The following is a 15,392-nucleotide window of genomic DNA, read 5'->3' as shown; positions in this document are numbered from 1 at the left end:
AAAATGCGGATTAAAATAGATAGTCCTATTGGACGGCGACAATACAGTAAAAGGTTAGGTGCAATAGAGCCTTGTCTTGTGATAAAAAGTGGCAATATCACAGTGAATAAAGGAATGAATAAATTCACTTTGCGAGGACAAGAAAAAGTGAATGCGCAATGGCAAATGTATTGTTTAGTTCATAATATAGAAAAGTTAAGAAACAGCCTACATTAAAGATAAAACTCACGAAAGCACCCTAAATATCATTTAAATACGTCCTTTTTATTAATAAATACCACCATTATCTTCATTCTAGTTATAAAAATAAAAAATCAGCAAAAACGTAAACGTTTTTGATTGTTAAAACAATTTAATATCAGTAGAGTGTTTCAATTATAAAATATTAATTTAAAACGGGTAATTCTACAGGCTCGTTATGCCATCCTTGGAATTAAGTAATGTCTATAGCCGAAATATCAGAAAATTCATGGCAAGGGATCCTTAAAGTGCAAGAGGAAGCATATACAGGAGTTCCACCAGAGGAAGTCGGTGTACTTAAAAGCAAATGGCAAGTATCGCCTGAAACCTGCTTTGTGTTTCAATCCAGCAGCAATGAGATTTCTGGGTACATACTCGCTCACCCTTGGAATTCCGATGAGCCACCTAAATTATTTGAAGAGCTTCCTCGCAAATCTAATGGTGATACCTTATATCTCCACGATTTGGCGGTAAGTAGTAATGCGAGGGAATCAGGTATAGGGAAGCAGCTGTCAAGTAAGCTCATAGAAATAGCTAAATTGAGGCAATTCAAACGTGTACTTCTTGTTGCCGTTCAAGGATCAGGGAGTTACTGGTTCAAGTTCGGCTTCAGAGAGGTTCATAATGCATCTATTTGTTCAAGCTACGGCACAAATGCCAAGCTAATGTCGCTCAATGTTCAGGCATAACACATATGAGCTGGATCACAGCCAATAGGTAATACGGTTTTATTTGACTGCGTCAGCAGTCAATTTTTAAATCAATTAAAAAACCTTTATTGTTATATAAACTAAGCGATTGTCATGTGGCTATTAAGCATCGCTTACAGCAAACACATATAGAGGCCCTCTTATTACGATCTCACCGCAGCCTGTTGTTTTTTTATCATTTCAAGCTCTTTTTAAAAGCGGGAGGACTACGGCTAAATGGACTTAGGAGCTAGTATGAAGCAGGATGCCAGAATCGAGACATTTATCGGTTAACCTCAACAGGCACTATTCAAGTCACAGGTACTTAGTGCACAGTTACTTTTTTTGTAAAGAATGGCTCAGCCAAGGTGTAAGCGACTTTTCCAATTGTATTAGTGCGCGACAATAAGGTGTCACTCATATAAATAAAAAATAAGCGAAGTAGCTTACAGCTTTTGGTATATTAATTATCATTATGAAAGTCTGGCCTGTATTGTCTTGATTATTAAACGCATACTTGGTTATCTCTTTTAAAATGCCCTTAATTAATTTGACGACTATAACCAAATCTTACTTTTTAATATTGCCTTTCAACTACTTCATGATATTGTCTCGCCAATAAATTATTTCTAGGTGCTTGAGCGTGTTTGTAATTCTTTCATTAATTGTATTATGCCTTTCTTTATCTTCTTATTTATTTGATTTTTCTTGGTTTACTCTTGTTTCTGAGAATGGCAGTTGTGGTTTTATGTTAAATTTATTGACTTCAACAGCTTCTATTTATGTATTGCCTATTTTTGCTATTGTTTTCTCGTTTTTTTATGGTAAAAGTTGGCAAGCGAGAGTGAATACTTTGGTTAAATTTATTTTTTTATTAGCTTTGACCATAGTGACTATTTTAGCGTTAAAGAAAGCAGTGAATGAAGAACGTCCATTTATTCATTATTTACTTGAAAATAATTTGATACAACAAAAGGTGCTTCAATCAGAGGAGCGTCAAGTCAAATTATCGCAAGTCATAGCATCATTAACATCTATACCTGACTGGCAAAAACAACATTGGGTAAATGAGTCAAGGTCATCATTTCCTTCGGGCCATGCATCTTTTGCATTTTTATTTGCATTGTTTTTTGGGCAACTGTTTTTAAAAAGAGGAAACAAATTGATTGCTATGGTTTTGTTAACTTGGGCTGTGGCAATCGCTTATACGCGGCTTTTGTTAGGTGTTCACTGGCCGCAAGATGTTATTGCTGGCGCTATAGTCGGGTTATTTTTTGCTAAATTGGATTTTAAAGGGATTTTATTCAAGCTAAATATATCGCCTTTATTATTTTCTAAAAAATAACTTTGATAAAACTATTTATCTTTTTAATATGTTAGATTTTTAATATGAGCTTAGCCTGTGCGACTGATAAACTCATTAATAACACCATGATAATAGAGTGAGAGCATAATTTTGAAGAAAATAGTTGGCTATGTATTTTTAATTTTATCATTTGCAGTTTGGGGAATAATTGCTGCGCTTCCGTTTATAGATATCTCTAAAGGTGAAATAGCAGCGGCTACAACCGTTTTAATTATTTCTGGTGAGGTTTTGTTTGTAGCTTCTATTGCATTATTAGGCAAGGAAGTTTGGGGCCATATAAAAGCAATTTTCACACGTAAAAAATAAATTTATTTTCTAGATTTTCATAGGTATAAATAGAAGTCAGTTATATCCTTTTTCAAAGCAATTATCATCAGTATCTACGGGTGGTAATGTGTTGTAGTTTTCAGTTTTTTGGTTATATTCAATGTGTACTTTTATATTATTCATTATATTCCCCTGTTTATTGAGTTGTTATTTTTAACAAGATTTCGTAATAAATTGCAGTCGTAAACTTGTAGGGGGTTATAACTTGAAGTTATGGCATAAATCATAAACTTAATTTAAAGTGGCGCTATCAATAGTTTGGTGTGAGCGCCACTTTTACCATATAACCTTAGGCTATGATATTTGAGTATAAAAGCATTGTTTGCAAGTTTAATACAATGTTAGTGTGCAAATTTCAGCAGTCGAAGATTATAATTATGAATAAAAATATAGTGTTAACTTGTGTCAGCTTAGGGGTAATTGCTACGCTCGCCTGCAGTACCTCATCAGTTGTTCAGGCTAAATCTCTGGTGAACATCACAGGTAGTTTAATGAATGAACAAGATGCATTACTTAAAAATGCAACTATTTCATTAAATGGTAAAGAGTATAAAACTGATACACAAGGTCGTTATAGTATTTCAGTTGAAATGAGTGATATTTACAGGCTGAAATTTTCTTCTCCTGCTTATTATTCTGGAATTCAAACTTTCAGCCATTATGAGCTATCTCAGCAAAACATGAATATTAAACCTGTTGAATTGGTTAAAAAAGTAAAAGGGAGAACCTTATTTGCTTTTGGCGGCGACGTCATGATGGGGCGTCGTTTTGTAAAACCCAAATTTGATAATCAAGTCATTATATCTTCAGGACAAGAAGCAAAAGATACTAAATCTATAGTGGAAAATATGCGCCCATATATGAGTTTAGCCGACTTTTCATCCGTTAATTTAGAAACACAAATTGCTGATAGCAAGCCTTCTCAAAGAGCACCTAAGTCAGTGACTTTTTATTCACCGCCAGAGACTTTAAGCGCGTTAGAGTGGGTAGGAATAGATTTTGTGACTTTAGGCAATAATCACACTTATGATTATATGGACTCAGGCCTTAAGTCCACCTTGAATTATTTAGACAAAAGTATTTTGAATTATGCCGGTGCTGGTATTAATCAAACCGATGCATTAAAAGCGCACCATCAAAGCCTAAATGGGACCGAGTATGCTTTTTTAGGTTATGTTGGTTGGGAAGGGGGTTTTACACCTAATCAAACAGCGACCAATGATAAAGGTGGAGCAGCATTTGGTTCAATAGATAATATTATAGAGTCCGTCAGTCGTGAAGTTGCTGATGATAAGGCTACGATAGTGCAGTATCACGGCAGTTTAGAATATAAAACAGAACCGACTTTAGTCACTGAACAAAGACTTAAAACAGCAATAGATACTGGTGCCGATATGGCAATTGCACATCATCCACATGTTACCCAAGGTTTTGAAATTTATAATGATAAGTTAATTGCTTATTCAATGGGGAATTTTATATTCGACCAGTATTTTTATGCAACTCCCCATTCATTTGTATTATATGTTTGGATGGATGGTGATAGATTTCATCGTGCAGAAATTATACCTGTATATTTAAAAGGCTATAAGCCAACACCAGCAACTGGAATGCACAGATATACAGTTTTAAAGCGCTTAGATCAGTTATCGCAAAAACGAGGCTTAAAACTGGCTGTATCAGGTGGTCATGGGATTATTTCTACCAATAAATCATCAACGAAGGTTACACAAAACGAAACAGTTATATCAACACTCGCAGAACAAACAGCTTACCCGCTATATCATACTGATTGGAACAAAAATATTCAGCGGGTAATAAGTACAGATAATACTTTGCAATATAGGCTAGGGGTTAATTTAGTGAATGGTTCTGACTTTGAAAGCTTTGATACTTTTAATACGTCTGAGCGTGGGTGGAATATGGACCAAAATGATTTTAGTTTAACACAAAAAACAGCTGCAAGTGGTCAGTATGCCATGGTTTCCAATTTAAAACGGGGTGGAAAAGACGTTTTTGCCATGACTAACTTTAGACGTGTATATAACGCCAGTAGCCCTATGACAATTCAAACCAATATTAAAGTTGCCACAGATACAAAAATTAACTTTTATTGGCAGGGACGTAAAAATAAAGACAAATTTTCTCATGCAATCAAACACGCTGAAAAACATTTAATTGAAACCGTAACATTAGATGGCAAAGAAGGCTGGACAAATTTAGAGGTCGCATTTAATTCGCAACGTGTTGGTTATCGTAGCTTTAGAATATTACTTGAAATAGAAGACCTATCAGGTAATAGCAATACGGTATATTTAGATGATGTGAATTTGATTGAATGGCAAAGCGCATTTAATAAAATGAATACTTTACCTATATTGAATGAAGGCGCGGTTCAGGCTAGTTTTATTGGTTTTGATAAGCCCTCAAATGAAAAAATAACAATTCGTTATCAGTAATTTTTTTAGTTATCACCCCTGAACAAATACCATCTTTTTAGATGGTATTTTTTTATCATAAGTTTAGTGTGCTAACTTATTTTTTTAGAATAAAATAGCCAGAGCCTTAAGTTTCATAAATAACCATCCCTTTATACCACCGTTTACCCCAAGATAGTGTTATATAAGCCTTTTTGGCTATTCATCACTCTGTGAATTTAATATGTTCATATCAATTTTGAAGAACATCGATTGGATAATTTACATGTTAAAAACACATGATGCACGGCGGTATGATATAGATTGGCTGAGAGCTTTAGCCTTTATGTTATTAATTTTTTATCACATTGGACAATTTTATGTTGCAGATTGGGGTTGGCATGTAAAAAGTGCATATTTGAGTGTGTTTTTACAAAATATTATGTTGCTGGTTAACCCGTGGCGAATGCCATTAATCTTTATTATTTCTGGTATTGCTATTTCTTTAGTTGAAATAAAAGTAACAAGTTATCAGTTATTTAAAATGCGAATTATCAGGGTATTAATACCGCTTCTTATAGGTATGTTTTTGATCATTCCTCCTCAGGTTTATTATGAGCTGGTTCAAAGTGAAGGATATACAGCTCACTTTTTAGAATTTTTTAAGCTGTATCTGGATACTGATACACAAAGGTATAGCCAACATCAATTGATTTCAAACCGTACGGGTTTATCTGTGGGTTTGATAACGTATAACCACCTTTGGTATTTACTATATTTATTTGTTTATACGTTAGTTTATATGGCGATTAAGCCGTTATTGATAAAAATAAATTGGCAATCCTTAGATAAAAAAATATCAGCGATAAAAATTTTAACTGTGCCATTCTTATTGGCTTTATTTTATGATTTCGCAATATTACCTTTTTTTCCTGATGATACATTTGTACTGCTTGGTGATTGGTACAATCATGCATTTTATTTCAGCGCATTTATGGCTGGATATGCATTAGCTAAGTTACCAAATGTTTGGCAAACGATTATATTAAAACGTAAGACTTGGTTAGTTTTATCGCTTATCAGTTATACCTTGGTACTTATGCGATTTAATAGGGCGTGGGGTTTTGATATTGACTATTCCAATGCCTCAATTGCAATTAAGCTGCTTATTAATGTGATTTTCTCTGGCAATAAAATATTTTGGTTGTTGAGCGTAATGAGTTTTGCAGGTGCATTTTTAAATAAAAAAAGTGCCAAAATAGCCTATATAAATGAAGCCATTTTACCTTGGTATATTTTGCACCAAACACTCATAATTGTTTTTGCTATGTGGTTAAGTCAATTAACACTTGGGCCTGTAGTAGAGCCATTTTTGTTAATTGTATTTACTTTTATGGGATGTTTTATAGGGTATGAATTAATAAAGCGTTTTACTATAACGCGTTTTATATTTGGCTTAAAAATTAATAAAAAGGCCTCAAAGGGTCAAAGCATATTTGACTTTAAACACCCTAAACACCCGATTGATTAATGAGTTTAAATGCTACAGAAAGCGCTGTAGCATAAATAACTTGCTAATTTATGAATCAACCAGAGATTTAAATAATTTAACAAAGCTGTCCAAACCTTCGTTAATTATATCATTACTGGCTGTCAGTGCAGGTAAAAAACGAATCACATTACCATAGAAACCACAGGCTAAAAGTACTAAACCATATTTGGCGGCATTGGCTATAATGGCTTGGGTTAATTGTGTATTAGCTTGCTCAGCATCACCTTGGGTAATGAGCTCGAGTGCTATCATAGCGCCTTGATTTCTGACCTCTAAAATTAAATCAGGATACCTTGTTTGAAGTGCTGTTAATCTTTCATTAAAAATATCACCTATTTGCACTGAGCGCTCAAGAAGGTTTTCATCTTGAATGACATCCAATACAGCTAAAGCTGCTGCGCATGCAACGGGAGAGCCACCATAAGTGCCACCTAAACCACCAGGCAAGGGCGCGTCCATAATGTTACTTTTACCAACAACGGCTGCAATCGGAAAACCACCTGCAATACCTTTTGCCATCGTTATAAGATCAGGTTCAACATTAGAGTGTTCAAAACTAAACATCTTTCCAGTACGAGCAAAACCGGTTTGAATTTCATCAGCAATTAAAACAATACCATGCTCATCGCATATTGTACGCAGTGCTTGCAAAAATTCGGCAGAGGCCGCGTAAAAACCACCTTCTCCTTGTACAGGTTCTACAATAATGGCAGCAACATCGGTTGGCGCAATATCAACTTTGAATAGGTTCTCTATTGCTTTTAAGGATGTTTTTATAGAAATGTCATGACAAGCTATAGGATAAGGCGCATGAAAAATGTCTCCAGGGAAAGGGCCAAATAAGTTTTTATATGGTGTTATTTTACCTGTGAGTGCCATTGTGAGATTAGTGCGACCATGAAAACCACCATTAAAAGCAATGACACCACGACGGCCAGTATGTGCACGGGCAATTTTGATACAATTTTCAACCGCTTCTGCACCTGTAGATACAAATATTGCTTTTTTATCTGAATCACCTGGAGCTATCTCAGTTAATTTTTCAGCTAACGCTACAGCGACCTCATACGGGTTGACCATGACGCAAGTATGACTAAATTTATCAAGTTGGGCTTTAACTGCGGCTACAACTTTTGGGTGACTGTGACCTGTATTACATACCGCAATCCCTGTACCAAAGTCGATATAGCGTTTGCCCTCAACATCCCAAATTTCAGAATTTTCTGCTTTATCAACATAAACTGGGTATACATTACCTTGGCCGCGGGCGATTACTTTTGATTTTCTATTTTGTAAATTGGCATTATTCATAACTGTTAACCTAATTTTTTAACTAATCGTGTTTACTATAAATACTTCTTTATTTGGCTTATTTGTTAAGACCACCCATACAAAGGTATTTAATCTCAAGGTAATCGTCTAAACCATATTTAGAGCCTTCACGGCCATTACCAGACTCTTTTACGCCGCCAAAGGGGGCTGCTGCATTTGAAATAATGCCTTCATTTATACCTATCATGCCGTATTCAAGTGCTTCTGATACACGCCACACCCTGCCAATATCTCGGGAATAAAAATATGCAGCTAAACCATATTCAGTATCATTTGCCATTTGAATGACTTCTTCTTCGGTATTAAAAGCAATGATAGGTGCAACAGGGCCAAAAATTTCATTGCGGGCGATAGGCATATCATTGGTGACATTGCTTAAAATACTTGGTTGGTAAAAGTGTTCACCTAATGCACTTTTTTTACCGCCTAATGTAATTTTTGCACCAAGCGCGATAGAATCATTGACCAGTTTATCAACATCTTCAACGGCACTGTGTGAGATCATAGGCCCAATATCAGTATTAGGTGATAAGCCGTCGCCAAGCGTTAGACTTGATACTGCAATGGTGAGCTTGTCAGTAAATTCTTCAAGTACATTCGTGTGAACAAAGATACGATTAGTACATACACAAGTTTGCCCTGCATTGCGATATTTAGAAACCAAAGCACCTTGTACTGCTTCATCTATATCGGCATCATCAAAAACAATAAAAGGGGCGTTGCCGCCAAGTTCCATTGAAACTTTTTTTACACTTGTCGCACATTGACTTAGCAGTGTTTTTCCTACAGGTGTTGATCCTGTAAAAGTAAACTTTGAAACATCAGGATGTTGGGTGAGTATTTTGCCCATGCTTTTAGCATCATTGCCAACAACAACGTTAAATACACCGGCAGGGATCCCAGCTCTTTCTGCAAGTTCTGCCATAGCCAATGCAGACAAAGGCGTCTGTGTCGCTGGGCGTACAACAAAGGTGCAGCCAGCAGCTAATGATGCCGCAGCTTTTCTTGCTATCATGGCATTGGGGAAATTCCATGGCGTGATAGATGCAACAACACCAACTGGCTGTTTGATCACAACAATACGTTTATCTCCTGATGGACCCGGAATGATATCGCCATATACACGTTTGCCTTCTTCAGCAAACCATTCTATAAAAGCTGCGCCATAGGCTATTTCGCCTTTAGATTCAGTAAAGGGTTTACCTTGTTCTAAAGTTAATATTCTCCCTAAGTCGTCTTGGTGTTGAATTAACAAATTAAACCAATTTCGCATTAACTGAGCTCTTTCATTCGCAGGTTTGGTTGACCACATCTTTAAGGCACTTTTAGCTGATTTGATTGCAAGTTCTGTTTCAGCAATGCCTGCATTACTTACATTTGTTATGACCTCACCATTGGCTGGATTTCTAACTGGAAACTCAGAACTACTGGAATGCCAGCTACCATTAATATAGGAAAAATTTTTAATGAGTTGCGCGTCTTGTAAGTTATGCATGTTTTATCCAATGAAAGTATTTATAGCTATTGAATAATAAATCGAACTCGGGTTAAATACAAAACATTAAACCTTAAGTTTGATGGCTATAAAACTTTGAGTAAATCTTCTATTATTCCAAAACCTATCACAGAATATGATTTACGTTTATTACGTATTTTTGTATCTGTTGTTGAACATGGCGGCTTTTCAGCTGCTGAAACAGCTTTAGGTATTACACGTTCAACAATTAGTGTTCATATGTCTAATTTAGAAAGTAGAATGAAGCTAAAGCTATGCTTAAGGGGGAGAGGAGGCTTTTCTTTAACTGAAGATGGGCAAGCCGTTTATCGTGCAGTCATAAATTTATTTGACTCTATGAGTGACTTTTCATTATTTGTTGGTTCTTTAGGCGAAGAACTCAGCGGTGAGCTTGTTATTTTATGTGGCGATCAGCTAGATAGTGTAAAACAACAAAAATTAGCAAAAGTGATTCAATACATTCATGAAAGTTCACCTAATTTACATCTTGTATTAGATGGCGATTCAATTTCAAATATTGAAAAACATCTGCTAAAAGACAAGGCACATGTGGGCATAATTCCAGGGTATCAACAGGTTGAAGGTTTGAAGTATAGTGCATTATTTAGCGAGTCGATTTATTTGTGTTGTGCAAAAAGTCACTCTTTTTTTAATAAAGTAGACTCATCTATCACCGCCGGTAATTTATCTGCTTCACCGGCTATTCACCCTGGTATTGACCTTGATATAGAGGGACGAGAACAGCTTAAAAAGTTGAATTTAGCAGCTAAGGCATATCAGTTTGATACTCGCAAAGCGATGATTTTATCAGGATTATATATCGGGTTTATGCCGCAAAGTTATATTCAAAATGAGCTAAACCAAGGAGAGATCAGAATAATAAAACCAAGCACATTAACTTATCCTTTCAATTTATCTTTGGTTTCAAAAAAATCGCCCAGAGAAATCAATAAAGTCACTTTATTACTTGAAGCGTTTAATCATGTTTTTGAATGAAAACAGCTGAATATGTGTTAAAAATATATTCAGCTGTGAGGAAAATTAAGGTGTGACAAATGGTAAACTTAAATACAGTTGTATGACTAAAGCATTTGTAATATCTATAAAAAAAGCACCGACTAAGGGCACAACTAAAAATGCCTGTGCTGAAGGACCATGCCTTGCAACTAAAGCTTCCATATTTGCGACCGCAGTAGGCGTAGCGCCTAAGCCAAAGCCACAGTGTCCCCCAGCTATAATGGCAGCATCGTAATTTTTACCCATCACTCTAAAGGTAACAAAATAAGCAAACATCATCAAAACAACAGTTTGTATTATTATGATACACAACATAGGCCCTGCTAAATTTGCTAACTCCCATACTTTTAAAGACATTAAAGCCATAGCTAAAAATATAGATAATGACATCGTGCCCCACAAATCAATACAGGCTCGGCTCACAATGTATATTTTAGAAAACTCACAAAAATTTGTTGATACAACACCAAATAATAAAGGGAGCAAAAAAGAGGGCAATACAAGACCAACTTCTTTTAAAGCGTTATAACATAAATGACCTATCACCATACATGACACAATAATAAATAAGGTTTCCATCATCTTTTTTGGTGTGACTAAATCATGATCTTCTGGGTTAAATGTGACAGTATCATCTAACGCTTCGTGGTATTCATCGGCTTTTAAGTTATGCTTTTTTATTAAGCGTTTACTAACAGGACCACCCACTAAACCTCCAAGCACTAAGCCCATAGTGGCTGCCGCCATTGCAAGCTCAAATACGCCATTAGGCATATGATATTGCGAGATAAACAAGTCAGAATAAGTCGCGCCATTGCCATGACCACCTGAAAGCGTAACAGAGCCTGCTATTAAACCCATAAGTGCTGGCATGTCTGACATAATCGCAAATGATACTCCGACAGCATTTTGAATTATTAAATAAACCGTTGCGATTAAAAGAAATAAAACAACTTTAGGCCCACCTGTGAGTAATAATTTAAAGCTTGCGCCTAAGCCAACTGTTGTAAAAAAGACCGTCATAAAAGGTGTTTTAAAGCTCATATCAAATTGAAAGTGAAAATTAAAAAAGCTATGTGCTATTGCCGCTAAGATAGAAAATAATATTCCCCCAACAACGGGTTCAGGAATATTATTGTTACGTAAAAATGTCACTTTACTGTTGCAGTAATATCCAGAAAAAAGAATTAACAGTGCAACTAATAATGTTTCAAGAATGCCAACTTCAATATTCATAAGCGCACCTTTACATTTTATTTAAAACATCGGCTAAAGAGTCTGCTTTACGAATATTATGAATTTTTAAGTTGTCATCTTCACCTGACACAGCAAATACGCCAATACGTGGCAAACTGTTATAGTCAAAGTGATTACTGAAATAGTAACCGCCTGTATCATGAACCATGACATAGTCATCGGGTTCTAATTTAGGCAATAGCTGGTTATTGCAAATAAGATCTCCAGCAAAACAACATGGTCCAGCCACATCTGTTGCAACAACTTGTGACAATGAGTCAGTCCTTTGTTCGCCAGTGGGTAAGAAGCCAGTAATACGAAGAGGCCATGATTTAGGTAAAAATGCTGTTCGTGTGAGAATTTGTGCGCCAGCATGGGTGATAGCGATATGTCTATTACCTGAGCTTTTAGTATATTCAACACGGGTGATAATCATGCCATTTTTAGCGACAATGGCACGACCAAATTCGGTTTTTACCTGATATTTACCACTAAATAAAATAGGGACTTGGGTTTCTAATATATCAGCGTACGTTTTAAAAGAAGGGGATATTTCTTCGGATGCAAAGTTAACAGGTAGGCCGCCACCAATATCTAAACGAACAATTTGTTGTTTACCAATCGTTACGTTAATTTCTTCAGCTAAGTCTGTAATTACTTTTACACCTTCAGCCATAAGTTCAAGGGCGCAGCCTTGTGAGCCTGTGTGAGTATGAATGCTTTTTAACCAAGGACGTTGTGTGTATAGTTGCACCAGTTTTTGCTTATTATTGTTATCTGCAAGTGGATAACCAAATTTTGATGTTGCTGTTGCTGTGCTGGTGGAACATATATCTCCACTGCCAATTTGCGGATTAACTCTAAAACCAATAATAGATTGAGTATGAGGAAACTCTATCATGAGTTCATCAATACGAGCCAATTCTTGAAGGTTATCGATATTGAGTGAAATATCATTTTTAATGCAGGTTCTCAGGTCATTTATTGTTTTAGCGGGTGAATCAAAAATGATGTCTTGCGCACTATAACCTGCCGCTAGCGATATTTTAAGTTCTCCTGGACTTGCAACTTCAACACCCATGCCATATTTACGCAAAGAAGCCAGTACACTCACTAAAGCATTGGCTTTGACGGCAAAGGTATGGGTGAAATTTTCAGGGAAAGCTGAATAAACATCATTAACTGTTAGTTTAAGCCTGTCTAAGTCCATGATACCAATTGCAGTTAAATTGTTATCAATAATTTTATTGTTAATTGCGCTTTGAATGATTTTTTGTTTTCGAGTCATGAAGCATCTCTTTTTAACGATGTTTTAGCAGCGGAATAAGATACTTTGTTGAATTAAAAGTTCAGGTTTCAAACTAGATTCTAATAAATATTGCATCTTACTTTATGAACTTTTTACCACTGATATCTGATTACATAAATTCAATAAAATAAAGATAAAGTACAGGCAAAAAATTTAACAATGTTAAAAGTTGAGGGGCTTATAACTTCAGGTTATGTTCTAGGCTAAAAATTGGAATTAGGTCTGGCGAAGTTTATAAATCGTTTTGTTGTTTAATCGTGGATATTCTTTAAGTGAATTTCATTGATATAAATCACCGTGACATTCTGATCAGCAGGACGCCACAGTTTTTATTATTTGGTTATAGCACTGAGCCTAAACTTATTGGATTTTAGTAAAAGTTATTGACTAAAACCAACGACATTATCACCAACACTATAAGAAAGTATTTGGCTTATCTCTTGTAGTGATAACCCACTTTGTTGTTGCATTTCATTGAAAAAACTTTGTATTGCAGTTAATGATTTTTTTGTTTGTAGACCACCATCAATTATTTTATGAGATCTAAAATAAGACTCCGCATCTCTGGATAAAATAAAGGTATCTTTACCCATAACGCGTAAACTATATGCTCCGGTATTGCCACCTAAGCGAGAACCATGTTTTTTTAACCAGTTCCATAAACCAATAATATCTTCACTGGGCCAATCATTAATAAACTGACTAAAGCTGCCGTGTTCTAATGATGTTGAATGGATCATCATAGTATTAACAGCGATGGTTTTTACTTTATTGAAATTACGTACAATACGCTCATCGCTGGCACGTTGTTCATACATTTCAGGAGACATCATAAGTAGTTTATTCACATTAAAATCCCAGAAAACTTCTCTGAAACCAGGCCACTTTTTATCTATGACAGACCAATAAAACCCACTTTGAAAAATTTTACGGGTAAATTCTTCTAACCAGTTATCGTTATTTATGTCGAGTAAAGTTTTAGAAGGCAAAGGCTTTGAAATAAGGCTCTGAAGCATAGACTCACTGCCTTTTCTTTCAACTGCTCTATGATGAATATCTGTAAATTTTTCCATTTGACTGCGTTTTGGCTGAAATCGTACGGTCATAATAATGAATTAAATAATTACATCAATATAAAACATTGTTAATACAGGCAGGTATTCGCGAAGCTGGTGATATGCATAAAAAGCTGAAATTATAATTACATCAGCTTTTTATATTTACAAAGAATATTACAATGCAACTAAAGAGTGCTCTAACATAGCGCTAATTTGTAGAATAATCTTTTTTTCTACTTCTGGCTCAAACTGTTTGATCCTTGGGGTATGAATATGTCCTGTTGGAATATCAGAATTGAGTTGGTCTCGCAAACGTATACTACGATAAGATATTTCATTAGATAAATAGCCTCCGCCTGAACCGCTTACAGCTGTTTTATCTTTGAGCTCAGTGAGATTTTTTGCCTGAAAAGTTTTTTCTAAAGTGGTTATTTTATTATTATCTATGATTTTATACGGCCCTTTAGCGCGCTGCATTTCATTTACAGGCAAGCTAAACTCAACAAACTCAGAGCCAGGTAAAAGGCGATCGTTTAGTTTAGATATAATTGGGCTTTGTTTGGTACCACCTGATAAAATATTTAAATTATCAGGTGCAGTGACACTGCGACGTTTTCCTGGAAAACGCTCTAAGTCAAATTCTTTTCGTCCCATGCTAACAGTGACTATCATATCTATATTATTTAATGCATAAAAGGGCGCTAATAAAGCCTCTATTGTACCTTGATCAAAATCTTCATAACGTACAGGGATCATAACAGTATTAATTTCAGCTGTGATGCCGTTATATTGAATAACTTGTCCATCCATTAATAGTGCAGCAACACCAGAGGGGTTACTTTGATTAATGTTTTTATCCAATAAAAAGGGGTCAAAACCTGTTAATAAAATCTTTTTCATTGTGCCTTTTGTAAAACTAAGCTCTGTTCTACCTCTTGAACCTTGTTCCAGTGCTTCTAATAAAGCTTGTTGTTGTGGTTTTGATATTTTAAATGCGGGTGAGTGGGCTCTGAGTATTTTACTACTGAGTAATCGCGCCCAATATAAAGGGCGATCATCAAAACTTTGACTCGTCGCTATTTGTTTTTTTGCTTTTAACCATATTTGTTCGGAGTAATTAGTTACAAGTTTTATTGCTTCATTATAATTATTTGTTTTTAGCCATTGATTTTTAAAGGTATTGATGTCGTTTGAAAAAACAGTGAATACTTCAGGCATAACTTGTTTTGCTTGCTCAATGCGATTTTCTTCTGTAGTGAATGGTGCAGCAATAGCATTAATACTGAGCAATAATGAAGCTGCCACCATGGTTTTTAAAAACATTTTGATCCTT

Annotated in this window: 13 protein-coding genes; 7 read left to right on the top strand and 6 right to left on the bottom strand. The window is 35.4% G+C overall.

All coding sequences use genetic code 11. The features are described from left to right. The 6 genes from BM088_RS14075 to BM088_RS14050 all read left to right on the top strand — a co-directional run. Window positions 1-216 (top strand): transposase (locus BM088_RS14075; RefSeq protein WP_091985113.1); only part of this gene is annotated, 216 nt, incomplete at its 5' end. 224 nt (window positions 217-440) lie between these two features. After that, complete coding sequence (locus BM088_RS14070; protein WP_091985101.1) at window positions 441-929, top strand: GNAT family N-acetyltransferase; 489 nt, start codon at window positions 441-443, stop codon at window positions 927-929. 643 nt (window positions 930-1,572) lie between these two features. Then, on the top strand, window positions 1,573-2,274 hold the full coding sequence (locus BM088_RS14065; RefSeq protein ID WP_091985098.1) for a phosphatase PAP2 family protein: 702 nt from the start codon (window positions 1,573-1,575) through the stop codon (window positions 2,272-2,274). A gap of 111 nt (window positions 2,275-2,385) precedes the next feature. Continuing rightward, a complete protein-coding gene (locus tag BM088_RS14060) occupies window positions 2,386-2,601 on the top strand; it encodes a transporter suffix domain-containing protein (RefSeq protein ID WP_091985095.1) in 216 nt (71 codons plus the stop codon). 398 nt (window positions 2,602-2,999) lie between these two features. After that, on the top strand, window positions 3,000-5,081 hold the full coding sequence (locus BM088_RS14055; RefSeq protein WP_177208050.1) for a CapA family protein: 2,082 nt from the start codon (window positions 3,000-3,002) through the stop codon (window positions 5,079-5,081). A 244-nt stretch (window positions 5,082-5,325) separates the two neighbouring features. Next, complete coding sequence (locus BM088_RS14050) at window positions 5,326-6,570, top strand: acyltransferase family protein (protein ID WP_177208049.1); 1,245 nt, start codon at window positions 5,326-5,328, stop codon at window positions 6,568-6,570. 48 nt (window positions 6,571-6,618) lie between these two features. Here the strand turns inward: BM088_RS14050 and gabT are convergent, their stop codons facing one another. Together gabT and BM088_RS14040 are read right to left on the bottom strand one after the other, a co-directional pair. Beyond that, window positions 6,619-7,902: a 4-aminobutyrate--2-oxoglutarate transaminase gene (gene gabT / locus BM088_RS14045; RefSeq protein ID WP_091985088.1), complete on the bottom strand. Its 1,284-nt coding sequence runs from the start codon at window positions 7,900-7,902 to the stop codon at window positions 6,619-6,621. 58 nt (window positions 7,903-7,960) lie between these two features. Next, window positions 7,961-9,418 (bottom strand): NAD-dependent succinate-semialdehyde dehydrogenase, encoded by a 1,458-nt coding sequence (locus BM088_RS14040; RefSeq protein WP_091985086.1) that lies wholly within the window; start codon window positions 9,416-9,418, stop codon window positions 7,961-7,963. Between the two features lie 96 nt (window positions 9,419-9,514). Here BM088_RS14040 and BM088_RS14035 point away from each other — a divergent pair, with 96 nt between their 5' ends. Next, the gene (locus tag BM088_RS14035) at window positions 9,515-10,435 is read left to right on the top strand and encodes a LysR family transcriptional regulator (RefSeq protein ID WP_091985083.1); all 921 of its coding nucleotides are present in this window, start codon (window positions 9,515-9,517) and stop codon (window positions 10,433-10,435) included. A gap of 45 nt (window positions 10,436-10,480) precedes the next feature. Here BM088_RS14035 and gltS read toward each other — a convergent pair whose 3' ends face one another. From gltS to BM088_RS14015, 4 genes are all read right to left on the bottom strand, one after another. Further along, window positions 10,481-11,692 carry a sodium/glutamate symporter gene (gene gltS, locus BM088_RS14030; RefSeq protein WP_091985081.1) on the bottom strand — a complete coding sequence of 404 codons (1,212 nt, stop codon included), beginning with the start codon at window positions 11,690-11,692 and terminating at the stop codon, window positions 10,481-10,483. 10 nt (window positions 11,693-11,702) lie between these two features. Then, entirely contained in the window at window positions 11,703-12,980 is a 1,278-nt protein-coding gene (locus tag BM088_RS14025) for a type III PLP-dependent enzyme domain-containing protein (RefSeq protein WP_091985078.1), read from the bottom strand. Between the two features lie 401 nt (window positions 12,981-13,381). Then, a complete protein-coding gene (locus tag BM088_RS14020) occupies window positions 13,382-14,074 on the bottom strand; it encodes a DNA-3-methyladenine glycosylase I (protein ID WP_091985109.1) in 693 nt (230 codons plus the stop codon). Window positions 14,075-14,233: 159 nt separating this feature from the next. Beyond that, the gene (locus BM088_RS14015) at window positions 14,234-15,382 is read right to left on the bottom strand and encodes a hypothetical protein (protein WP_091985076.1); all 1,149 of its coding nucleotides are present in this window, start codon (window positions 15,380-15,382) and stop codon (window positions 14,234-14,236) included. Between the last annotated feature and the right edge of the window lie 10 nt (window positions 15,383-15,392).

The sequence above is a fragment of the Pseudoalteromonas denitrificans DSM 6059 genome (genome assembly GCF_900112265.1).
In the GTDB taxonomy this organism is placed as follows: Bacteria; Pseudomonadota; Gammaproteobacteria; order Enterobacterales; family Alteromonadaceae; genus Pseudoalteromonas; species Pseudoalteromonas denitrificans.
Note: the sequence above shows the minus strand (reverse complement) of the source record. Positions and strands in the feature narration are given on the sequence as shown.